Here is a 20632-nt window from a genome sequence, read left to right as displayed (position 1 = left end):
CTCCATGAAGCTGCAACGACTGTTGTCCCTCGCATGCATCACGTTCGCCGTGACGTTTGGCGGATTTTCCGGCGCGGCGTCAGCACAAACGCCGGATGTGCTGAACGTCGCCACCGACGCTACTTTCCCACCGATGGAGTACACCGAGAACGGCGCGCGCACCGGCTTCGACGTCGACCTCATGAATGCGCTCGCGAAAGCGATGGGCAAACGCGTGCAATGGACCGACATTGACTTCAAAGGGCTGATTCCAGGTCTGATCGCGCATCGTTTCGACGCTGCGATCTCCGGCATCTACATTACCGACGAGCGCGCGAAAGTGGTCGACTTCACCGATTCGTACTACGCCGGGGGTCTGGCCGTGCTGGTCAAAAGCGATTCACCGATCAAGACGGTGACCGATCTGAACGGCAAGAAAGTCTCAGTGCAGGTGGGCACGAAGTCGGTGAATTTCCTGCGCGATAACTTCCCGCAAATCAATCGCGTCGAGGTCGAGAAGAACCAGGAAATGTTCGACCTGGTGGGCATCGGTCGTGCCGACGCTGCTGTGACGGGTAAGCCAGCTGCGTATCAAGTTGCGAAAACGCGCGCCGGCTTCCGCGTACTCGACAAAACGCTGACAACCGAAGCCTACGGCATCGCCGTGCGCAAAGACGAGCCGCAGTTGAAGGCAGCCTTCAACACCGCGCTCGCCAGGATCAAGGCTGACGGCACGTATGCGGCGATCGTCAAGAAGTGGTTCGGCGCGAGTGCGCAATAAGCGGCTGGACAAACCAAATGGAACTTGACTTCTCGCCGGTGATTGCCGGTTGGCCGGACATCATGCACGGCGCGATAGTGACGGTCGAAGTGACGGCCGCGTCGCTCGCGCTCAGTTGCGTGCTTGGTCTGTTGATCGGCATCGGCCGGCTGACGCCGCAGCGGCGCATCGTGTACGGGTTCTGCACCGCGTACCTGACGTTTTTCCGCGGCACGCCGTTACTCGTGCAACTCTTCCTGCTGTTTTTCGGCCTCCCGCAATTCGGCATTCTGCTGCCGGCGTTTTTGTGCGGCATGCTGGGGCTCGGTCTGTATTCGGCGGCTTACGTATCGGAGATCGTGCGCGGCGCGATTCAGTCAGTCGATCGCGGGCAGATGGAAGCGGCGCGTTCGATCGGCATGTCGTCCGGGCAGGCGATGCGCGCGATCATTCTGCCGCAGGCGATCGTGCGGATGATCCCGCCGCTCGGCAACGAATTCATTGCGTTGATCAAAAACTCGGCGCTGGTGTCGCTGCTGACAATCGACGATCTGATGCATGAAGGCCAAAAGATCATCAGTGTGTCCTATCGTTCGCTAGAGGTGTATCTCGCCATCGCGCTGGTGTATCTGGTGTTGACACAGGCGACAAATTACGCGCTGCATCGCGTCGAACGCCGCTTGCGTGCTGGAGGAATGGTGCAATGAATACCGTGGCCAAGCTCAATGAGCCCATCGTTAGCATTCGCGGGCTGACCAAATCGTTCGGTTCGCATACCGTGCTCAACGGCATCGACTTCGATATCCATCCGCAGCAGGTCGTGGTGGTGATCGGGCCGAGCGGCTCGGGCAAGAGTACATTTCTACGCTGCTGTAACGGACTCGAACAGGCAGAACGCGGCACGATCGACATTTGTGGGCATCGGCTAGTCGACCAGGGCGAGATGCTCAAGGAGCGTTCGCTGAATGCGCTGCGCACCGAAGTCGGCATGGTGTTTCAGTCGTTCAATCTGTTTCCGCACCTGTCGGTGCTGCATAACATTACAGTGGGTCCGCGCATGTTGCGTGGCGCCAGCAAGGCGCAGGCCGAAGCGGCTGCGATCGCGTTGCTGGAGAAAGTCGGGCTCGCGCACAAGGCGGACGTGATGCCGGCAAGTCTGTCGGGCGGTCAGAAACAACGCGTTGCGATAGCTCGCGCGCTAGCGATGCAGCCACGGGTCATGCTGTTCGACGAGCCGACGTCTGCCCTCGATCCCGAACTGGTCGGCGAAGTGCTGCAAGTGATGAAGTTGCTCGCGAGCGAAGGCATGACGATGGTGGTCGTCACGCACGAAATGGGCTTCGCGAAGGAAGTGGCCGACGTGGTGGTCGTGATGGACGGCGGTGTGATCGTCGAAGCGGGGCCGCCGGCTGAGATTTTCTCTGCGCCATCGCAGCCGCGCACACGCGCATTCCTGCAGGCGGTGTTGTCACGCGCATGAGAGTCCCATTCGATGGCAAGGTGTGGGCAGGCCGTTCCGACGACGGCGAACCCGGCGACACGCGGCGTGTTTTCAATCAGGTGACGCCGTTCGGTAGCGCGCCGCAGGTGCAGCGCGATGCGCCGGTGATCGTGGGCTTCAGCTCTGATGAAGGGGTGCGCCGCAATCAAGGCAGGATCGGCGCAGCGCATGCGCCCAAGGAATTGCGCCGTATGCTGGCAGGCTTGCCGGCCAAAGCGGCGATAGCGGCGCTTGCCGACGCAGGCGATGTGGTGTGCGATGACGGCGACCTCGAAGCCGCGCAGGCGGAACTGGCCCACGTGGTCAGCGAGGTGCTGGCGGGCGGCGGACGCCCGTTGGTGTTCGGCGGCGGCCATGAGGTCGCGTGGGGCACGTATAGCGGTTTACGACTGCATCAGCAGCGTGAAGCGGAGAATAAGGCCACGCCACTGATATCGCGCAAGCTGCTGATCATCAACTTCGACGCTCACTTCGATCTGCGTCAGAAGCGTCCTGCGAATTCCGGCACGCCGTTCGATCAGATCGCGCTTGACTGTGTGGAACGAGGCGTGTCGTTCAACTATGTGTGCTTCGGCATCAGCGATCTCGGCAATACAGCGTCGCTATTCGCGCATGCGGAGCGACTCGGCGTGCACTACGTGTTAGACGTCGATATGCAGGAAACGAAACTGCCGCAGCGCCTGAATGAGCTTCAGAAGTTGCTGGACGCGGCGGATGACGTCTATCTGACGATCGATCTCGACGTGTTGCCGGCCGCCACGGCGCCGGGTGTGTCGGCACCCGCTGCGCTGGGCGTACCGCTATCGGTGGTTGAAGCGATGGTGCTGCGCGTGCGGGCTTCGGGCAAGCTCCGCGCGTCGGATATCGCAGAGTACAACCCGACGCTCGATCAGGACAGACGCACCGCGAGAGCGGCCGCGCGACTCGCGTACCGGTTGCTTTGAATCACTCCACGTCGCGCCGCTCTTGGGGTCACGATAGAGCGCTGGCTGCGGGCCCCTGACATAGTTTCCGGCCTTCGCTGACTTCCGGGCAGCAGGAGCGGAACACACTGCGTTTTTTTGCTTGCAAGGATTCGAGTGTCGTCATTGCCGTTTCCGCGGTTGAGATGCTGCACTATGCCATGTTGACGAGGAGGCCGGCTGGCATTGCAAGTCACGCCGTGTTACGCGGCAGTCAGGTGCGCGTGCGTCCGTCCGGCTCGCGACGCGCATTTGATGACCTCGGTACGGCTGGAGCGTCCGCAGAAGCACGACGCAGTCCGCTTATAGAGACCTTTAATCCTTGGGCATCCGTTCGGTTACGCAAAGAAAACCTCGCGTGGTGCTTGGCCGCCACCTTTGCTGCGATGGCCAATCCGAGTCCGCTACCCTGTCCAGTCGTGTTTCCCGCACGATAGAAGCGGTCCAAAACGCGCTCAAGGTCGGCCGGCGGTATCCCCGGTCCGTTGTCGATAACTTCCAGCGTCACGTCAACGTCGTTCACGCAAAGTCGGACATCGACCTGGCCGCCGGAAGAGGTATACCGGATGGCATTGTCGACCAGATTGGTGACCATCGTCGCGAGCGAGGTGTCGTCCCCAACTACGACGATTGGACTGTTCGACCCCGCGAGACCGGCGCAGTCCAGACCCAGGTCGATACCCTTATGTTCCGCCATCACCGAGAGGTCGCTGACAACCTGCGTGGCCACACGACGGAGGTCGGCATTCCCCGCGCGCACGCTCGCCTCCGCATCCTCGCGCGCGAGCGTCAGCAACTGCCGGACGAGATGGATTGCGCGGTTCACCCTGTCTTCCAGTTTCCGCAGCAGGTCCTCGTCACCGGGCTGCGCATGGTGCCGCCGCGCCACCTGAATCTGAAGCTTCAGCGCCGTTAGAGGAGTTCGAAGTTCATGTGCCGCGTCGGCAACGAAGACGCGCTGTGCATACAGTGCCTTGTCGAGACGTATTAGCAGGTCATTCAATGCCTCAACGAGCGGCTCGATTTCGGTCGGTACAGTATCGGCCATACCGATGGGTGCCAACGTTTCAATCGAACGGGCTGCCAGGGACCTGGAGATGATAGTGAGAGGTCGCAGCGCCCGCTTCACAACCAGCAGGACGAGAGCGATTTCAAGGGGCAATATAGCCAGCAGAGGCCAGAGCGTCTTTGACGCCTGTTTCAGGGCAGCCTCGTCACGGACCGACCGGGGCTGCCCAACCTGAATAAAGCGGGAAGGCTGCTGTAATCCGAAAACACGATAGTGACGCTCGCCCACTTCGACGGACTGAAATCCCGCGTGGAGGCGCGGCAGTTTGGCGCTCGGCATAGACTCGTAGGTCAGATGGTTGGACGCGTCCCAAACCTGGATGGCAACACGGTCCTCTTGTAATCCCTCGAAGTCGCCAGACGCCCTACTCGCCAGTTCCGTATCGGCCACCGACTGCGGCAGAGAAATGGCGACCGAGCGCAGTTCATAGTCAAACAGCTCGTTTGCCTCTCCGAGCGCGCTACGAAAGATGCCATATCCCGCAAGACTGCTCATTGCGCCCAGCACCAGAATCAGGCCAACGAGCAGTTGTGTACGCACTGACCTCATGCTGTGCTGGCAAGCCGATAGCCGATGCCTCGAACTGTCACGATCTGTTCGGCGCCCAGCTTTTTCCTGAGATTATGAATGTGCACTTCGATGGTATTGCTCTCTACCTCCTCGTTCCAACCGTAGAGTTTCTCCTCCAGTTCCGCTTTGCTATAAACCTTGCCCGGCTCTTCGATAAGCGCGCGCAACAGACTGAACTCGCGCGCGACGAGCGTGACAGGCGCGCCGCGAACCATTACCTCGTGCGAAACCTCGTTTAGCGTGAGCGCACCGTGCACGTATACAGGCCGCGATTGTCCGACCCGCCGCCGAAGCAGCGCGCGCACCCGTGCGGCGAGCTCATTCAAGTCGAACGGCTTTACCAGATAGTCATCTGCGCCCGCGTCGAGCCCCGAGATTCTGTCGGTCACCGCATCCTGCGCAGTCATGATGAGGACGGCGGCGCTTCCGCCGCCGTCCCGATAGCCTTTAAGAACGGCCAGGCCGTCCTGTTTGGGCAACCCCAGGTCCAGCAGGACCAGGTCGTACACGTCATTTCCAAGCGCGAGTTCACCTTCTCGCCCGTCTCGCGCCCAGTCCACTGCATGGCCAAGCCCTCGCAATGCTTCGAGTACAGTCTCGGCAATCATGATGTCGTCTTCAACGAGTAGTAGGCGCATGCGTTGTCTCCTCAACGACAAAGTGTGCGGTACTTCAGCTTTATGCTTGATGATGCATGACATAAGTGCGGACCGCGCACGTATGCCGTTGGCCGACACTTCGGGGGTCAAAAGGCCGGCAAAAGAAGTGCCTCACCGGCGTCAAGAGTGAATATCTATCGCCTGTCGGTCCGTCGTCGTGCCATTCCCGTGCAGACCGGACATCAACGCATCAATCCGGTTAACAGCAGTTGATGCATCTCGTCCTCCGTCGTGCCGTGCCTGTAATCACATATTGCCAATTCCAGCTTAAGGCATGCTGATGGGGAAGCCAGACGAGGGGAACAAAGGCTTGGGACTTACACGACTAGCAATTCCTTTGGCTTGCATAATGTGCGCTTAAGCATGTGTACCTTAACCTGCATTTACCGGTCGAACAGGGTTGTTCGCAACGGAAATCACTGTGGAGGTACCAATCATGAAATCACTTCAAGCAGTCGTTATAGTTGTCGCGCTGGCCACACCGCTCTCCTCTTTCGCCCAGCAGTCGAACGTACCGGTCGACCGGGCACAGGTACGCGCGGAAGTCGTGCAGTTGGAAAAGGAGGGCTACAACCCGGCAAAACGCGACGAAGCTCGTTATCCCGCTGACATTCAAGCAGCTGATTCGCGCGTGGCAGCAGGACACTCTTCGGCGCAAGCCAATACGCAAGGAGTGGGTGGAGCGCCCAGCGGAGCGGTGCAGTCGGGGCAGCGCACTTCGGCCGCTACCCGCGCAAACACACTGTTTGCACATCACTAATGCTGTGGACCGGCTCGCCGATTGATGTATGCGGCGCCGCACCGACGAACGGTGCAATGCGAGCGCGTTGCCAGCGTTAGCAGCCAGCGCGTCGCGCCGTCGGCTCTTCACGACGCTAACTGGCGAGATGCAATTCGAGCCTCGGTCGGGTTCGGTCTTGAAGAGTGTCGGTCCTCGTCAGGGCCGCCAGCGGGACAGGCATCGAGCCATTGACCCGGCAGTCCGAAAAGAACAGTTATTGCCAACTCTCAAAGGTTGGCAATGCCAGCTGTTGGCCCGCTCGCCTCGCGTCAGCTCGGATGGGAATCGTGATTAGATAGCGGGTACGGAAGGAACCACGGAGCCTAGGTTCGGTTCCACGAACAGAGTCGGATTTTGGCCGCTGCCGCTGAAGTCAAACAGGCCCATGATGCTGCCGGCCGTTGCATCAAACGAGCCGCCGCCGATGCGTTGACTGCCGAGCCAGTTGTCTTCGATGAAGCGAATCACCGATGCCTGGCTAATCGGCGTGTGGTCGACGTAGTTCGCCTTGGCCCAAGGCGAAATCACGATGAATGGGATACGCGTACCGGGGCCGCATCGGCCGTTCACTCCGGCGCCGTTTAGACCTACCGGAGCCGCACCCGTACCGCATTTTCCGGGACCATTCAGTTGGTCAGCCTCAGGGTCGAACGACGAGTTCGTAGGATTCGCATACGCATGGTCGTACCAGCCATCGGAGTCGTCCCACGCGACGATAACCGCCGTGCTCTTCCAGTCGGGCTGTTGCTGCAGGAAGTTGACTACCTTGACCGTGAACGCCTGTTCGTCAAGCGGGTCCGAGTAACCCGCATGTCCGTCCTGGAACGCCGGAGCCTTGATGAAGCTGACCGACGGGAAGTTCCCGGCCTTCACCGCTGTGAAGAAATCGTCAGAGTCGTACTGGTGATTTGCCGGGTCAACCGTCTTGCCGTCGGACTGAAGCGTGTAGCCGATGACTGCGGTCGAGCTCGGACGTAGATGCTTTGGATTCGATGTCGATGCGTAATACTGGAACCAGTTGTGGTGGGCGATGTAATCGGCTGTTGTGTGGCCGACCGCCGGCGTTACTGTGCTGCGCTCGCAACCAGAGGTGCCGTTGCGGTTGATCGTCGACAGGTTGAAGCCGCCCATAAAGCCACCCCAGGTTATGTTTTTCGCGTTGAGCAGGTCGCCAATGTTTTTGCCCGACATCAGGACCTGGTCGCTCCTGCTCGAGCAAAGGTCATTCGCGGGGTCGACATCATTGATGAGCGTAACGCCGCCATGGCCGTCGTTGACGTAGTACGAATCGGGGGCGGACTTCAGATTGAACGGCTGCTGGCTGGTCTTGACCAGTTGCACACCGTTAGTCTGGCCGGAGATAACCTCCAGCGCACCGGGCGTCGACGGACCGTACGTATCCGTGTATGCGTTGTCGCTCATCGCAAAATGCTGAGCGTAGTTCCACATGGCAGTCACGGTGTTGCCGTCGAAGTAGCCCATAACCTGCCCGGTCGTGCGGGATGCGCCTACACCTCCGCGTGACCCTTTACCGGCATACAACGGGAACAGGTCCGCCGCGCCATTGTTATAGGCCTGCTGCTCTGCCGTATAGGCGTGGCCCTGGTCGGCTGTGGCAGCCTGCATGCGGTCCAGCCGGAACGGATTCGCTGCGCCCGCACCGTTGAGCTTATTGATGAAATTTGGATTGTTAGTCAGCAGTGTGCCGCTCAGACCGTTCACCGCCGGAGTCCCCGCAGCAGCATTAAAAACAGGTTCCCCCGACGGATTGGTTGCATTTGGGTAGGTGGCAAAGTAGTGGTCGAAAGAGACGTTCTCGTTGTAAATCACAACGAGGTGCTTCACGGGTGTGGTCGTCGGCAGCTGGTCTTGTGTCGACGCCGGGGCCGATGCATTCCTGCTACCGCCCCACGCACATAGCGACAGGGCGAAAGAGATGCATGCAACGCCTCGCAGAACGGTTCTGAAAAACATTGGCCAACTCCCAAGAAGGTCTTTGGGCTAGATCTTACCCGTCTGATTTCCCAATGCTGCCTGATAGCGGAATAAGACGCAGCCGGCACTCGGGTAGCGTGTGTATTGTCATTGCGTTTTCGGGAAGCCAGCATATAAATAAACCAGTTCCTTACGTCTAACAGTAGGTGGCACGAAGTCGAACTGACAGTGGTGGCCCGAGCGCCTTCTGTGTTGGCTTGCCGCCAACATGAAAGAGCACGGCCAACAGGACTCTGAGGTGACCTATGGCAGCGATACAGCACGTTTTCGTTCTGATGCTTGAGAATCGTTCTTACGACAGCGTGTTTGGATGGTCAAATCTGACTGGCGTCACACCGTCAGGTGAGACCACAACCGCCAACGGACTGCCGACGACGCCCATAGTCAATTTCGGACGGTCAGGAACCGCCTATCAGCTCGGAAAAGGTGCGCCCTACGCGCTGGGCTTTGACCCGGGGCACGAATTTACCGACGCCTGTGTCCAGCTGTGCGGGCTACAGGTTGCCAGCGGAGACACCGTGCGTAACGACTCCCTCGTTTTGGGTCCGAACGGCTATCCACCTTTTGCGACGGACGCTTCGACGATGGGCTTTGCGGCGACGTACGAGGACCATTCCGACGTAGTAGCCGACGCTTTCAACGCCTTCACACCCGACCAGCTCCCGGTACTAAACTTCCTGGCCCGCCAGTACGGTGTGTGCGATAACTGGTTCGCATCGATGCCGGGACCAACGTGGCCGAATCGTTTCTTTGCCGTAGCGGGCACCTCGTCCGGGCTCGACCATTCTCCGAGTGACGCGCAAGTTGTGGAAGCGGTGTTCTTCAACGCGCCACTCTTCACTTTTCCGAATGGGACCGTTTTCTCAAAGCTTCAGGACTCCGACTGGCTTATCGTGCAAGGCGATGTTGCACAGGCCCGCGGTATTCACGGGATGCAAAATCTGCTCAGCCGTTTCGTTCGGATGGATACGCTGCTTTCCCGGCTTGCCGATAATTCATTGACCGAGAAATTTATCTTTATAGAGCCAACGTACGATGCGAAGAATGACTTCAGGAACGGCAATTCGATGCATCCGGCCGGCGACGTTCGGAATGGGGAAGCGTTAGTCAAGCAAGTGTACGATGCCATCAGTGGCAGCAAACTATGGTCGAGCAGTGTCCTGCTCATCGTCTTCGATGAGCATGGCGGATTCTTTGACCATGTGACACCTCCGAATGCTGAGCCGCCGGGCTCGCCGGAAAATGGCCGCCTGAAAACCCATAACTTTGCGTTTGACAAGCTAGGCGTACGCGTACCGGCCATCGTCGTTTCTCCTTTCGTTCCTGCTGGCACCATTGACCATTCGGTGTACGACCACAGCTCAATTCTGAAAACAACGGACACGCTGCTTGGGCTCAACGGAGCCCTCAACGTGACGGCGCGCGTGCGCGTAGCGGACAGCTTCTCGAAGATGTTGAGCCTTTCTACGCCTCGCTCCGATATCCCGCAATGCCCATCGCCCGTCGCTGCGAGCGGTGACTCGCGGCCCACGAGCGAAGGCGCTCCGCGGTCGAAGGACCCCTTTCTGCCCCTGTATGCGCATCACTAGAACCGGCGGCTCACACGAGGACATCCGGTGCCCCGCAGGCGACCATCGCCGTGGCCAGTGTCGGCAAACTTTGATGGATCACAAGCCGTGGTCCGGATCAGCGTTGTCACCGCACGCCCGCCCCGAAAATCGTGCGGCGCGTGCCCGGTCCCAGTACTGCGTCCATGCTTCAATTCGAGCGCGCTGACGAGCCATCCTCGCGGCGAACAACACCAGCGAACGCGGCGCTCTTTCACCAGACACGAAAACCACCGCTAGAGGTCGGCGTCTTCAGCGTTTGCGGCAATGGCAGCCAACTCGCGCACCATTAGAAGATCTTTCCGGGATTGAGGATCGAGCGCGGATCCAGCGCCGTCTTAATGAGCCGCATTGCAGTAATCTCCGCATCGCTGCGCGTATGGCCAAGGTAAGCCTTCTTCTTGACGCCGATGCCGTGCTCCGCGGATACCGAGCCGTGAAATTCGCGCGTTACGTCGTAGATCACACGGTCGATCTCGTCGTGCAATCGCCCTTCCGAACCGGGGATATCGACAACAATATGGAGGTTGCCATCGCCAAGGTGCCCATAGATCATGACTAGCGCATCAGGCCACCGTTCCTGCAGACGTTGCTCGCAATGCGCGGCCACCTGGCCGACGTCACTGATTGAGAAGCTCACGTCATACGCGCTGTGGTGCGGAATAAATTTCGGATACTCGCCGGGCGCATCGCGAATCGTCCAGAAAGCCTGCGCATCCGCTTCTGACTGCGCAAGCGCCGCATCGCTGACCACGCCCGCTTCGAGCATGTCGCCGAGAAACGCCTCGAATGCCTCGGCATGCCGCTCTGGATCGCCGCCCACACTTTCGAGCAGCACGTAGTAAGGGTAGTGTTTGTCCAGCGGCGCGCGTAACGGGAGATTCGCCAGCACCGCGTCGTAATAGCCCGCCCACATCACCTCGAAAGCGGACACGCCAGCGGACAGCTGCGCCTGAGAGCAGGCCAGCAGTTTCGTTACTGCGTCGTAGTCGGGCAATGCGCACCACGCGGTGGCGACGGCCGTCGGCCGTGGACGCAGGCGCAGCACTGCCCGCGTGATCACTGCGAGCGTGCCCTCGCTGCCGATCAGCAGATGCCGCAGATCGTAGCCGCTATTGTTCTTGATCATCTTGTGCATGCCGCTCGTCACTTCGCCATTGGCGAGCACGGCTTCGATACCGAGCACCTGGTCGCGCATCATGCCGTACTTGATCACACGATTGCCGCCCGCATTGGTCGCGAGGTTGCCGCCGATGGTGCAGCTGCCACGCGCGCCGAGGTCGAGCGGAAAATAGAAGCCCGCATCGAGCGCCGCCTCCTGAACGACCTGCAGAGGCACGCCGGCCTCGACCGTCATCGTCGCCGAGGTGCGATCCACTTCCACAATCCGGTTCATCCGCTCGAGGCTCAGCGCCACCTCGCCGCCGAGCGCGTTCGCTCCGCCGACGAGACCGGTCAGGCCGCCCTGCGTCACGACGGGCTGAGAGAACGCATGGCACACGCGCAACGCCCTGGCCACGTCCTCCGTATTGCGCGGCCGGATCAAGACAGCCGGCACCGCGCCGGGCACCCCACTCCAGTCCTGTAGTTGCCGGCTGCCGAACTCGGCCGGCAACTGCACGACATCCGCGCCGAGTTCGGCGAGCAGCGCATCGATTACTGTCGATTTCGACATGTCAGGTTTCCGTTTCAGATGTCTGTTTCCGATAGCGTGCGCTCACGACCGTTCACCAGACGGTGTGGCCGCCGTCTATCACCAGGTCCGAGCCCGTCATGAACGCGCTCGCTTTGGGCGCGAGGTAGATCACGCCCGGCGCGATCTCGTCGGGGAGCCCGTCTTCGCGGCGACCGCATCGATCAGTGCCTGCTTGTTTATTGTTTGGCGTGCAAGGGCATGAAGTGAAGTTGATACCCTACCCGATCCGCGGGCGTACGCGCAATCGGTGGACCCCGGAAGCCGCGCCGGTTGCGCTCCGTTGATCGACATCCATCCCCTTCATCGGGGTGGTAGTAAAGGATTCAGTTGAAACGCAGTGCCAAGATCGGCCGTGCGGGCGGAAGTCCGTTGACGATTCAATCAATGTCCGGGAACGAAGGGGCGGATAGCCATAACTTTCCGCCCCTTCATTTCACGACATACGGTTGTCGCTCAAGCAACCGCGTAACGTTCGAGCCAATGCGCGTACGGTGCCGGCAGCGTCCACGACGGTCGTTCGATACCCAGCTTGCGCGCCGCGTGGTACGGCCAATGCGGATCGGCCAGATGCGCGCGCCCTACCATCACCAGGTCCAACTGCCCATTCTTTACGGAGCGGTCCGCCAGTTCCGGCGTATCGATGCCCCATGCCGACGACACCGGAATGCCGGCTTCGCGGCGCACGCGTTCGGCGATCGGCGCAAGAAACGCCGGCGCCCACGGGATGGCCGCCGTCGGCGTGGAAAAGCCCACGCTGACGCTGAGCATATCCAACCCTTCGCGCTTGAAGTTCTTCGCCAGTTCAATCGACTCAGCGAGGGTTTCCTCGTCGCGTCCGTCGTACTCGATCACGCCGAATCGCGCCGTCAACGGCAGATGCTCAGGCCATACCTTGCGTACGGCGGCCAACGTTTCCAGCAGGAAGCGGCTGCGGTTCTCAAGGCTGCCGCCGTACGCGTCGTCGCGTTGATTGGAGTGCGTGGAAAAGAAGCTCTGCCCGAGGTAGCCGTGCGCGAAGTGCAATTCGAGCCATTCGAACCCGGCGTCGAGCGCGCGCCTGGCAGCCGCGACGAAGTCTTCGCGAACGCGTGCGATGTCGTCGAGCGTCATCGCTTTAGGTACTTTCGGCAGGCCACCGCCGAAGGCGATCGCCGACGGGGCGAGGGTCGCCCAGCCCCGGGGATCGCTGTCGGCGATGTGGTCGTCACCTTCCCATGGTCGGTTCGCGCTGGCTTTGCGGCCCGCGTGACCGATCTGAATGCCCGGCACGGCGCCCGCTGCCTTGATCGATGCGACCACGGGCGCGAAAGCCTGCGCCTGCTCGTCTGTCCAGATGCCCGCACAGCCCGGGGTAATCCGGCCCTCGGGCGACACCGCGGTTGCCTCGACGATCACCAGCCCCGCGCCCCCGCGTGCCAGACCGGCCAGGTGCACGCGGTGCCAGTCGTTGATCAGACCGTCTTCGGCGGTGTACTGGCACATCGGCGGAATTGCGATGCGGTTGCGTAGGGAAACGTCCTTGAGCTTGTAGGGCTGAAATAATGCGGACATCAGGTTAAACTCCAGATAAGGCTTGTACGTTAGTTCGACGAATATCGAACTATTGAGTATGGCAGAAACCACTTCCATTTGCACAATGCGCACCTATACCCATCCTGGCGCCGAGGACTTCACGCTCGGGCGGCTCTTCCACGCGCTTAGCGACCCCGTGCGCCTTGAGATCGTCCGTCGACTTTCAACGGTCGACGAGGCCACCTGCGGCGACCTCGACGGTGGCCGCCCCAAGTCGAGCGTCTCCCATCATTTCCGGATCCTGCGCGAAGCGGGCCTGGTGCGCACGCGCGTTGCTGGCACCGTGCATCAGAACTCATTGCGGCGCGCCGAGTTGGATGCCCGCTTTCCGGGCTTGATGGAGGCGGTCATCAAGCAGATCGCCAATGAACCCGCATTGAGCGAATCGGCGTGAAAGTCGACTGAAGGTCGGTGGAAGATGGACGCGAGAGTAACGGTGCGCACCATCAAAGCCGGGACGACGAACCCTTTCCCCAAAAGCAGCGGTGTCAGCACCAGACGGCGCCTCACGGCGGCCCGATTTCACGCACCGTTGGGTCGCTTACGCGACGCCCTTTTCCATCGCGCATTGGTAAGCAGGCCGTGTCTCGATGCGATTGACAAACGCCGTGATAGTCGGGAACGCGTCGCGTCCACAAAACTTCAGGCAGGTCTGGGCAACAAACGAGAGTTGATGTCGACACCCGTCAACTTATCGCCGACCAAGTAGTCATGCGATGGCTACTTTGGTTTTCATGGCGCGTTCCTCAAAATCTCAAAAGCCGGACAGCACGATCTTGCCGCGCGCCTTGCCGCTCTCGAGCAAGGCATGGGCGCGGCGCAGATTGGCCGCGTTGATGGTGCCGAAGTGATCGGCCAGCGTTGTGCGCAGCACGCCGGCGTCGATCAGCTCGGCGACCCGGACCAGAATATTGTGCTGCTCGATCATGTCCGGGGTCTGGTACATCGAGCGGGTGTACATCAATTCCCAGTGCAGCGAGATGCTCTTGGGCTTGAGGATCGGCACGTCGAGCGACTCGGGGTCATCAATCAGCCCCAGCTTGCCCTGCGGCGCCAGCATCTCGGCGATTTCAACCAGGTGCTTGTCAGTGTGGGTCAGGCTCGCCACGTAATCGACCTCATCAATGCCAAGGCCGCGCAGCTGCGCCGGCATCGGCTTCGTGTGGTCGATCACGTGATGCGCACCCAGCTCGCGCACCCACTCCTGCGTTTCCGGCCGCGACGCGGTGGCGACCACGGTCAGGCCGGTCAGCTGGCGCGCCAGCTGGATCAGTATCGAGCCGACGCCGCCGGCGCCGCCAATGACCAGCAGCATTCCGATCGGCTCTTTGCCTTCGCGCACTTGCAAACGGTCGAACAGCAACTCCCACGCCGTGACCGAGGTCAGCGGCAGGGCGGCCGCTTCCTCGAAGCTGAGGCTCTTCGGCATCGGACCGACGATGCGCTCGTCGACCAGGTGCAGCTCGCTGTTGGTGCCCGCCCGTAACAGCGAACCGGCGTACATGACGCGATCGCCGGGCTTGAACAGGGTTACTTTGTCGCCCACGGCGCGCACCACGCCGGACGCATCCCAGCCCAGCACCTTTGGCACCACTGGGGGCGGCAGAACACCGCCACGGATCTTGGTATCGACCGGGTTCACCGAGACCGAATGCACTTCCACCAACAGGTCATACCCGGTTGGCTCAGCCTCGGGCAACGTGGTGTCGGTCAGGGCATCCGGCGAACCGAGCGGAACCGACTCGTTGTAGACAACAGCTTTCATAGGTACTCCATAAAAATGCCAGTTTCCGTTACAGCGGGCGAGAGTTGTTCAACACACTAGAACGGATTGGCGATAACGTGCCTGTTCGTGGCGCCTCGCGACATGAATGAACTGCATGCCCTGCACCGACGCTCAGTCGTGTTGTCGCAGGTTGATCATCGTATAGGCGTGTGTCTTGAATGCGTAGTGGACAGGCTTTGGCGCTGCACAGGGTATGTTTCTGGTTAACCGTAGGTATCCTGATCAGATAGCTGCTCCGATTCAGCGTCGACGGTCCAACCATGCCGGGCGGCGATGCGTTTCTTGGGTATGGCGCGATGACATGACGTGTTCACCTGATGTCTGGGCGAAGCGAAGTGCTGCCTGATCGGGCCAAAGCACGAGAGAAACGCCTGTGTGCGACGTGCATATCGCGAGCCGCACATGTGTCGTTCCCGCCAGCGAGTCGGCTGATGGCTTCTATGAGCAGGAAGTTGTCAAGATCTGTCAGACCCCGTGATCGAGCTTGCGCCCGAGCGGGGTCTGGGAAGGTCTCGACGGCGACCTTGCCGGGACCTCGATCGACGACGCTCCGATTGCTTGCCACGACTTCCTGCTCCATGGTCCAGCGTGATGTCACGCGTCTATCTCCGGCGCCCTCGCGAGCCGATGACCCGTCCCGTTATCTCGCACGCCTCATGTGACAGATCGGGGCGCCCGAAGGGGAGGAGCAGCCGAGCGATCCGTATCATCTGCCGGCTCTATGCGGCTTTCTTCACGCTGCCGTGCGGATCGATGACGAATTTCTTCGGCGAGCCCTCGCTGAACGTCTTGTACGCCTCAGGCGCCTGCTCCAGCGTGATGATCTCGGTGTTCAGCATGGCGCCAAGATAGGGCATCCGATCCCACAGGATCGCCATCATCAGGTCGCGGTTGTAGTGCATGATCGGTGCCTGCCCCGCCGTTAGTTTCGGCGACTTGATCCAGGCCTTGCCGAAGTCAATGGGAAGCTTGCCCTTCTTCGTCAGATCGGTGCTCGCCTTCGGGTCGGCGTCGGTATAGATGCCGGGGACGCCCATCGCCCCACCCGCCCGCACCACTTCGATAAGCGTGTTGATTACCGCCTCCGAGTGCTCGCTGTTCGCCTCTGGACCACTGCCGTGCGCCTCCAGCCCGACGCAATCCACGCCGCAATCCACCTCCCGCTTGCCCAGAATCGCTTCAATCTGGTCGGCCACCGGCGTGTCCCTGGTGAGATCGACCACCTCGCAGCCATTATTCTTCACCAGGTCCAGCCGCGCCCGGTTGGTATCGGCCACGATGATGCAGGACGCGCCAATCAGGCGAGCTCCGGCCGCGGCACACCGGCCCACCGGCCCGGCCCCGGCGATATAGACAGTCGAGCCGACCTTGGCCCCGGCCTCCATCAGACCATGGAAGCCGGTCGGCAGGATGTCCGACAACAGCGTGAGATCCCGGATCTTCTCCATCGCCTGGTCCTTGTCCGGGAAAGACAACAGGTTCCAATCGGCGTACGGCACCATGAGGTAGTCGGACTGTCCACCCTGCCAGCCGCCGAGATTGAAGCCGTAGGCGCCGCAATCGACGGCGTCATTGACGTTCATGCACACATCGGTGTGCCGCTCCTTGCAATTGCGGCAGCGCCCGCAAGAGACGTTGAACGGGACCGAACATATGTCGCCCTTCTTGATGAACTCGACGTCCGGCCCGACCTCGATGACTTCCCCGGTCATCTCATGTCCCATCACCATCCCCTTAGGCGCGGCAAAGCGGCCGTGGTAGATGTGCTGGTCGCTGCCGCAGATATTCGTCGTCACGATCTTGAGGATGGCGCCGTGATTGGCTTTCTTGCCTGTCGGCGTGACCAGCTTCGGATAGTCGAAAGTCTGCAGCTCCATCTTCATCGGACCCATGAACGTTATTACGCGATTGCCACTCCCAGCCATGATATTTCTCCTTGTTGGGTGTGAGGTCCGATCGATGTTCCCATCGCGGCCTAGGTAAGGCGTCACGCTCGAATGGAGCCTGCCGATCATCGCGATCCCGACCACGGATGCAGGCTGAGAGATGGCGCCGATCTCGTCGACGTGGCCATTGACCCGATGACGATGACCTCAACACTAGGCTCCTGCCGGCTGCACTTCTTCCTCATTCCTGCAGAGACGTGTCGGATCTCTGCGCTCCTGCTGCACGGCTTTCAGATGTGAACGTACGGCAGCATTCCACAAAAACTGCGCAGGCGAAGGGAAGAAATTCTGCCCCGCGCCGCCCTACCGTTGTCGTACCGTGGACGGATGCGCGTGGCCCGCGTGCGCGCATTAGTCCCTCAGCAAACCGAGGAGGAGCAGCGATGAGAACCGACGACGACATCAAGCGGGACGTGGAGTACGAACTGACGTGGAGGTGCGTTTGCCGCAGATCAACAAGCGGCCCGATCCGGAGATCGTGCGCGAGATCATTGCCGAACTGGAGGCCGAGGTGCCTTATGCGGCGGAAGATATCAAGGCAGTCGTCAGGGACGGACACGTGACGCTGAAGGGCGAAGTCGAATGGGATTATCAGCGCCGCCGCGCGGCCGACACGGCGCTGCGTGTGAGCGGCGTGACCAGCCTGACGAACGAGATCGAGATCGAGATCGAGATCAAGCCGAAGGTCAAGCCCGAGGACCTCAAGCGCAAGATCGACGACGCGTTCAAGCGCAACGGGGAAGTCGACGCACAGCACATCACAGTTGAGGCCGAACGCAATAAGGTCGTCCTGCGCGGCACGGCTCGGTCGTGGGCCGAGCGCGAGGAAGCCGAGCGGATCGCGTGGCTTGCTCCCGGTGTGATGCGGGTCGACGACCGGATCACCATCGATCACTGACACCGCTTTTCGGCTCGTTGCAACGTGAATTGAACGGACTCGCGAGGTTGTCATGAAAATCCTGGTGGTACTGACTTCACACGACGGCTCGGCGATACGGGCCGGAAAACCGGATTCTGGCTCGAAGAGTTTGCCGCGCCTTATTTCGTGTTCAAGGACGCAGGCGTCGAGATGACACTGCCGCACGGCTCTTCGCTGACGAGCGTGCTGCGGATTAGCCCCACCATAAAGGGGCGATCATTCGCGGCTCATGTCGAGATCTACCGCATTCGGCAAGGAGTCTTTACAAAATAGTGCAAAGACATCGCTGACGAGTTTGCGGGGAAACACTCCGCTCTTCATCATGTCTTTTAACGCGACCTCATTGAACTGTCGCACGCCGCTAAAGCCCCCTCTTGGGGCTTCCCGGTGCTCATGTTGATTGACCTTGCCCTCGTTTGACGAATCCCATAGCTGGGGGGAATTATGCGGCTTCGCCTCGCTGAGCTGCGAACCAGTTCTTTTCGAACGTCATGGGGCTGACGTAATCGAGCGTTGAATGTAACCGACGCGCATTGTAAAAGCCCAGCCAGTCAATCACCTCATCCATTACTGCTCGCCGAGTGGCGAAGTGTCGTCCGTGCATGCGTGCTACCTTCAGCGAACCCCATAGACTTTCCGTCGGCGAATTATCCCAACAATTTCCACGTCGGCTCATCGACGAACGCATGCCGTAGGCCTTCAATGTGTCCTGAAACAGGCCGCTGCAATATTGGCTGCCCCTGTCGCTATGCACGATTACGCCGGCGTCAGGGCGACGCCGGAACCACGCCATTCGCAATGCGTCCGTGACTAGTTCAGCTTTCATGTGTGGCTGCATCGACCAGCCCACCACCTGCCTGCTGAACAGGTCGATGATAACCGCGAGGTAGACCCAGCCTTCGGCTGTCGCCAGGTACGTGATGTCGGTCGTCCAGACCTGGTTCGGTGCGTTAGCGGTGAAGTTGCGCTCCAACAGATTCGGCGCCACCGGCAAATCGTGGTTAGAGTTTGTCGTCGCGATGTACTTGCGCTTGTGGCGAGCTCGAATGCCATGCTGCGCCATCAGTTTGCGAACCCGTTCTTTACCCACGCGCACGCCTTGTGTGAGCAACTCCCTCCACATGCGGGGCCAGCCGTATTCGCCTTTAACCTGCGTGTGAATTGCCTTGACTTGCGCGAGCAGTGCATCGTTGCTTACGCGGCTTCGGTGCGGCTTGTCCTGCGCGGTGCGTTGCCGGCGCTGATGATATCCGCTGGGACTGACTTCCAGCACTTCGCATAGCACCGAGACTGGCCAGTAGCGTCGATTGTGCTCGATGAAGGCGTACTTCACATCGATTCCTTCGCGAAGTACGCTGCGCACTTTTTTAATATATCTCGCTCCATCTTCAGGCGCGCTACCTCCGCACGCAGCCGCGCCAGCTCCATCTGTTCCGGGCTCACGGGCTTCGTGCCTGCTCCCGCGAGCTTGCCTTCCCGGTCAGCCTTCACCCAGTTGTACAGTGTCTGTTCAACCACACCCAGTGTCGCCGCCACTGCTGCCATGCTTTGCCCGGCTTTCACCAACCGTACCGCTTCCAGCTTGAACTCGAGCGTGTACTGTGCTCGCTTTGCCTTGCTTGTCATCGTTCTTCTCCTTGCTTGAGTTTACCTGTTCAGCAAGGGATTCGTTTTTCGGGGGCAAGCTCAGATCTTTTCAACTCGAATAGGATAAAAGAGCCCAATCAGTCGTGCAAACGCGGCCATCTTCAATGTGTAAACTCTGAGGGCCTTGGGGAACGGCGGTGCACCGAAAGCATGTATGAGCGCGTCCAGGTCCTCCGCTGGCGACTGCTCTTCCCAGTCTTTTGCAAACGAGGCGGCAGACGGAGAACCCGACGGTGCGGGCTAGCCACGCCTCATCACCATCACTGCTCTTGCGTAAGGTCTGTCGCCGCGAACCGATTGCCGATCTACGCGCGCTCCAGTTTTTCGAGGCTGGGCCGGTGCGCGTCCACCGCCACCATACCCGTCGGTCACTTACTGCTTGCCGGAAGCGAGTTGCTGGTTGCGCTCAGCAAGAAACTGGATCAGGCCGTCAACACCGCTTTCCTGGATCTTGTCGCTGAACTGCTGCCGATATGTCTGGATTAGCCAGACGCCGAGTACATTCAGGTCATACAACCGCCAGCCCTGCGGCGTGCTGTACAGCCGGTAGTCGATCTCTGCTGGTTCTCCGTTCCTGATTGCAACCGTGCGCACCACCACGTCCGTATCGGTTGGAGCGATGTGTATCGGCGGGTAGTCGATCCGTTGGTCTGGACGGAGCTGACCGATAGCACCTGAATAGGTATGGATCAAGAGCATCTTGAACTGTTCAACAAGTTGCTGCTGCTGCGCGGGCGTAGCTGTCCGCCAGTGGCGGCCCATCGCCAGCGACGTCGTGCGGTGAAAATCAGTGTAGGGAAGAATGTCCCGGTTCACGATATCGACGATGCGAGGAATATCATCTGGCGCGATCGCTCGGGTCCGCACCTCGTCGAGTATCTGTTGCGTCGCGGTTTTGATGAGAAGCTGAGGCTCCGATTGGTCCACTTGCGCGTACGCCGCACCGCCGAACGAGAACAGCGCTGCGCAAAGAGTCAGTAGAGAAAGTGTCTTCATGTGTAGAGTCCCGGCTGGACGCGTTGGCTTGCTGCTACCAAGTATCCTCCATCTGCGCCCGAATGCGTCGCGTAAGCACTCGTCGCTGTTTCAAGTCGAAACTGGCCGATAACCAGAGCCGGGTTTTGTCCACGGAGAGGAACGTGATGGCAAGTCCGATATGGTTGTGCGTAATCAATGCGACGAT

General features: G+C 60.2%; 17 protein-coding genes and 3 pseudogenes. 9 read left to right on the top strand and 11 right to left on the bottom strand.

What is annotated here, in order from left to right:
• Positions 1 to 4: 4 nt before the first annotated feature.
• From OH764_RS20985 to hutG, 4 genes are read left to right on the top strand one after another with little or no spacing between them, the layout of a single operon-like run.
• Positions 5 to 760, top strand: coding sequence for a type 2 periplasmic-binding domain-containing protein (locus OH764_RS20985; protein ID WP_498850620.1), 756 nt, complete (start codon positions 5 to 7; stop codon positions 758 to 760).
• A 17-nt stretch (positions 761 to 777) separates the two neighbouring features.
• On the top strand, positions 778 to 1446 hold the full coding sequence (locus OH764_RS20980) for an amino acid ABC transporter permease (protein WP_020068394.1): 669 nt from the start codon (positions 778 to 780) through the stop codon (positions 1444 to 1446).
• On the top strand, positions 1443 to 2219 hold the full coding sequence (locus OH764_RS20975) for an amino acid ABC transporter ATP-binding protein (protein ID WP_498850619.1): 777 nt from the start codon (positions 1443 to 1445) through the stop codon (positions 2217 to 2219). Before OH764_RS20980 ends, OH764_RS20975 begins: the two co-directional genes overlap by 4 nt.
• Entirely contained in the window at positions 2216 to 3184 is a 969-nt protein-coding gene (hutG, locus tag OH764_RS20970; RefSeq protein WP_498850618.1) for a formimidoylglutamase, read from the top strand. Before OH764_RS20975 ends, hutG begins: the two co-directional genes overlap by 4 nt.
• Before the next feature lie 3 nt (positions 3185 to 3187).
• Here the strand turns inward: hutG and OH764_RS20965 are convergent.
• The 3 genes and pseudogenes from OH764_RS20965 to OH764_RS20955 all read right to left on the bottom strand — a co-directional run.
• Positions 3188 to 3286 (bottom strand): annotated as a pseudogene (locus tag OH764_RS20965) (H-NS histone family protein); the annotation flags it as partial.
• A 130-nt stretch (positions 3287 to 3416) separates the two neighbouring features.
• A complete protein-coding gene (locus tag OH764_RS20960; protein ID WP_498850617.1) occupies positions 3417 to 4820 on the bottom strand; it encodes a sensor histidine kinase family protein in 1404 nt (467 codons plus the stop codon).
• The gene (locus tag OH764_RS20955) at positions 4817 to 5479 is read right to left on the bottom strand and encodes a winged helix-turn-helix domain-containing protein (RefSeq protein WP_408417171.1); all 663 of its coding nucleotides are present in this window, start codon (positions 5477 to 5479) and stop codon (positions 4817 to 4819) included. Before OH764_RS20955 ends, OH764_RS20960 begins: the two co-directional genes overlap by 4 nt.
• Before the next feature lie 457 nt (positions 5480 to 5936).
• Between OH764_RS20955 and OH764_RS20950 the strand changes: the two genes are divergently transcribed.
• The gene (locus tag OH764_RS20950) at positions 5937 to 6260 is read left to right on the top strand and encodes a DUF4148 domain-containing protein (RefSeq protein WP_498850616.1); all 324 of its coding nucleotides are present in this window, start codon (positions 5937 to 5939) and stop codon (positions 6258 to 6260) included.
• Between the two features lie 312 nt (positions 6261 to 6572).
• Here OH764_RS20950 and OH764_RS20945 read toward each other — a convergent pair whose 3' ends face one another.
• Complete coding sequence (locus tag OH764_RS20945; RefSeq protein WP_498850615.1) at positions 6573 to 8255, bottom strand: phospholipase C; 1683 nt, start codon at positions 8253 to 8255, stop codon at positions 6573 to 6575.
• A 266-nt stretch (positions 8256 to 8521) separates the two neighbouring features.
• Between OH764_RS20945 and OH764_RS20940 the strand changes: the two genes are divergently transcribed.
• The gene (locus OH764_RS20940) at positions 8522 to 9865 is read left to right on the top strand and encodes an alkaline phosphatase family protein (RefSeq protein WP_498850614.1); all 1344 of its coding nucleotides are present in this window, start codon (positions 8522 to 8524) and stop codon (positions 9863 to 9865) included.
• A gap of 307 nt (positions 9866 to 10172) precedes the next feature.
• Here the strand turns inward: OH764_RS20940 and OH764_RS20935 are convergent, their stop codons facing one another.
• Together OH764_RS20935 and OH764_RS20930 are read right to left on the bottom strand one after the other, a co-directional pair.
• The gene (locus OH764_RS20935) at positions 10173 to 11558 is read right to left on the bottom strand and encodes an FAD-binding oxidoreductase (RefSeq protein WP_498850613.1); all 1386 of its coding nucleotides are present in this window, start codon (positions 11556 to 11558) and stop codon (positions 10173 to 10175) included.
• 474 nt (positions 11559 to 12032) lie between these two features.
• The gene (locus OH764_RS20930; RefSeq protein WP_498850612.1) at positions 12033 to 13130 is read right to left on the bottom strand and encodes an NADH:flavin oxidoreductase/NADH oxidase; all 1098 of its coding nucleotides are present in this window, start codon (positions 13128 to 13130) and stop codon (positions 12033 to 12035) included.
• A gap of 85 nt (positions 13131 to 13215) precedes the next feature.
• Here OH764_RS20930 and OH764_RS20925 point away from each other — a divergent pair, with 85 nt between their 5' ends.
• Positions 13216 to 13545 carry an ArsR/SmtB family transcription factor gene (locus OH764_RS20925; protein WP_498851252.1) on the top strand — a complete coding sequence of 110 codons (330 nt, stop codon included), beginning with the start codon at positions 13216 to 13218 and terminating at the stop codon, positions 13543 to 13545.
• Between the two features lie 360 nt (positions 13546 to 13905).
• Here OH764_RS20925 and OH764_RS20920 read toward each other — a convergent pair whose 3' ends face one another.
• The 3 genes and pseudogenes from OH764_RS20920 to OH764_RS20910 form a co-directional block, all read right to left on the bottom strand.
• Complete coding sequence (locus tag OH764_RS20920) at positions 13906 to 14916, bottom strand: zinc-binding alcohol dehydrogenase family protein (protein ID WP_498850611.1); 1011 nt, start codon at positions 14914 to 14916, stop codon at positions 13906 to 13908.
• Positions 14917 to 15140: 224 nt separating this feature from the next.
• Positions 15141 to 15383 (bottom strand): annotated as a pseudogene (locus OH764_RS20915) (IS6 family transposase); the annotation flags it as partial.
• Between the two features lie 273 nt (positions 15384 to 15656).
• The gene (locus OH764_RS20910) at positions 15657 to 16862 is read right to left on the bottom strand and encodes an alcohol dehydrogenase catalytic domain-containing protein (RefSeq protein WP_498850610.1); all 1206 of its coding nucleotides are present in this window, start codon (positions 16860 to 16862) and stop codon (positions 15657 to 15659) included.
• 463 nt (positions 16863 to 17325) lie between these two features.
• On the opposite strand from OH764_RS20910, the gene OH764_RS20905 reads away from it, so the two are divergent.
• Positions 17326 to 17781: a BON domain-containing protein gene (locus OH764_RS20905; RefSeq protein WP_498850609.1), complete on the top strand. Its 456-nt coding sequence runs from the start codon at positions 17326 to 17328 to the stop codon at positions 17779 to 17781.
• 52 nt (positions 17782 to 17833) lie between these two features.
• Positions 17834 to 17961: pseudogene (locus OH764_RS20900) on the top strand (type 1 glutamine amidotransferase domain-containing protein); the annotation flags it as partial.
• Positions 17962 to 18244: 283 nt separating this feature from the next.
• On the opposite strand, the gene OH764_RS20895 reads toward OH764_RS20900, so the two are convergent.
• Positions 18245 to 19428, bottom strand: a protein-coding gene (locus OH764_RS20895) for an IS3 family transposase (RefSeq protein ID WP_498848630.1) whose coding sequence is annotated in 2 segments (ribosomal slippage) — positions 18245 to 19164 and positions 19164 to 19428 — 1185 coding nt in all. Because the reading frame shifts where the segments join, the coding sequence is not laid out codon by codon here.
• A 393-nt stretch (positions 19429 to 19821) separates the two neighbouring features.
• Entirely contained in the window at positions 19822 to 20445 is a 624-nt protein-coding gene (locus OH764_RS20890; RefSeq protein ID WP_498850608.1) for an MlaC/ttg2D family ABC transporter substrate-binding protein, read from the bottom strand.
• Positions 20446 to 20632: the final 187 nt, after the last annotated feature.

The organism is Burkholderia sp. M6-3 (assembly GCF_050858985.1).
GTDB lineage: Bacteria > Pseudomonadota > Gammaproteobacteria > Burkholderiales > Burkholderiaceae > Paraburkholderia > Paraburkholderia caledonica.
The sequence above is the reverse complement of the archived record's forward strand: the minus strand, read 5'-3'. Positions and strand labels throughout refer to the sequence as shown.

What these genes read in the sequence shown, in the direction of transcription:
- OH764_RS20985 (WP_498850620.1), top strand. Translation starts at nt 5, where the DNA reads ATGAAGCTGCAACGACTGTTGTCCCTCGCATGCATCACGTTCGCCGTG.
- OH764_RS20980 (WP_020068394.1), top strand. Translation starts at nt 778, where the DNA reads ATGGAACTTGACTTCTCGCCGGTGATTGCCGGTTGGCCGGACATCATG.
- OH764_RS20975 (WP_498850619.1), top strand. Translation starts at nt 1,443, where the DNA reads ATGAATACCGTGGCCAAGCTCAATGAGCCCATCGTTAGCATTCGCGGG.
- hutG (WP_498850618.1), top strand. Translation starts at nt 2,216, where the DNA reads ATGAGAGTCCCATTCGATGGCAAGGTGTGGGCAGGCCGTTCCGACGAC.
- OH764_RS20960 (WP_498850617.1), bottom strand. Translation starts at nt 4,820, where the DNA reads ATGAGGTCAGTGCGTACACAACTGCTCGTTGGCCTGATTCTGGTGCTG.
- OH764_RS20955 (WP_408417171.1), bottom strand. Translation starts at nt 5,479, where the DNA reads ATGCGCCTACTACTCGTTGAAGACGACATCATGATTGCCGAGACTGTA.
- OH764_RS20950 (WP_498850616.1), top strand. Translation starts at nt 5,937, where the DNA reads ATGAAATCACTTCAAGCAGTCGTTATAGTTGTCGCGCTGGCCACACCG.
- OH764_RS20945 (WP_498850615.1), bottom strand. Translation starts at nt 8,255, where the DNA reads ATGTTTTTCAGAACCGTTCTGCGAGGCGTTGCATGCATCTCTTTCGCC.
- OH764_RS20940 (WP_498850614.1), top strand. Translation starts at nt 8,522, where the DNA reads ATGGCAGCGATACAGCACGTTTTCGTTCTGATGCTTGAGAATCGTTCT.
- OH764_RS20935 (WP_498850613.1), bottom strand. Translation starts at nt 11,558, where the DNA reads ATGTCGAAATCGACAGTAATCGATGCGCTGCTCGCCGAACTCGGCGCG.
- OH764_RS20930 (WP_498850612.1), bottom strand. Translation starts at nt 13,130, where the DNA reads ATGTCCGCATTATTTCAGCCCTACAAGCTCAAGGACGTTTCCCTACGC.
- OH764_RS20925 (WP_498851252.1), top strand. Translation starts at nt 13,216, where the DNA reads ATGCGCACCTATACCCATCCTGGCGCCGAGGACTTCACGCTCGGGCGG.
- OH764_RS20920 (WP_498850611.1), bottom strand. Translation starts at nt 14,916, where the DNA reads ATGAAAGCTGTTGTCTACAACGAGTCGGTTCCGCTCGGTTCGCCGGAT.
- OH764_RS20910 (WP_498850610.1), bottom strand. Translation starts at nt 16,862, where the DNA reads ATGGCTGGGAGTGGCAATCGCGTAATAACGTTCATGGGTCCGATGAAG.
- OH764_RS20890 (WP_498850608.1), bottom strand. Translation starts at nt 20,445, where the DNA reads ATGAAGACACTTTCTCTACTGACTCTTTGCGCAGCGCTGTTCTCGTTC.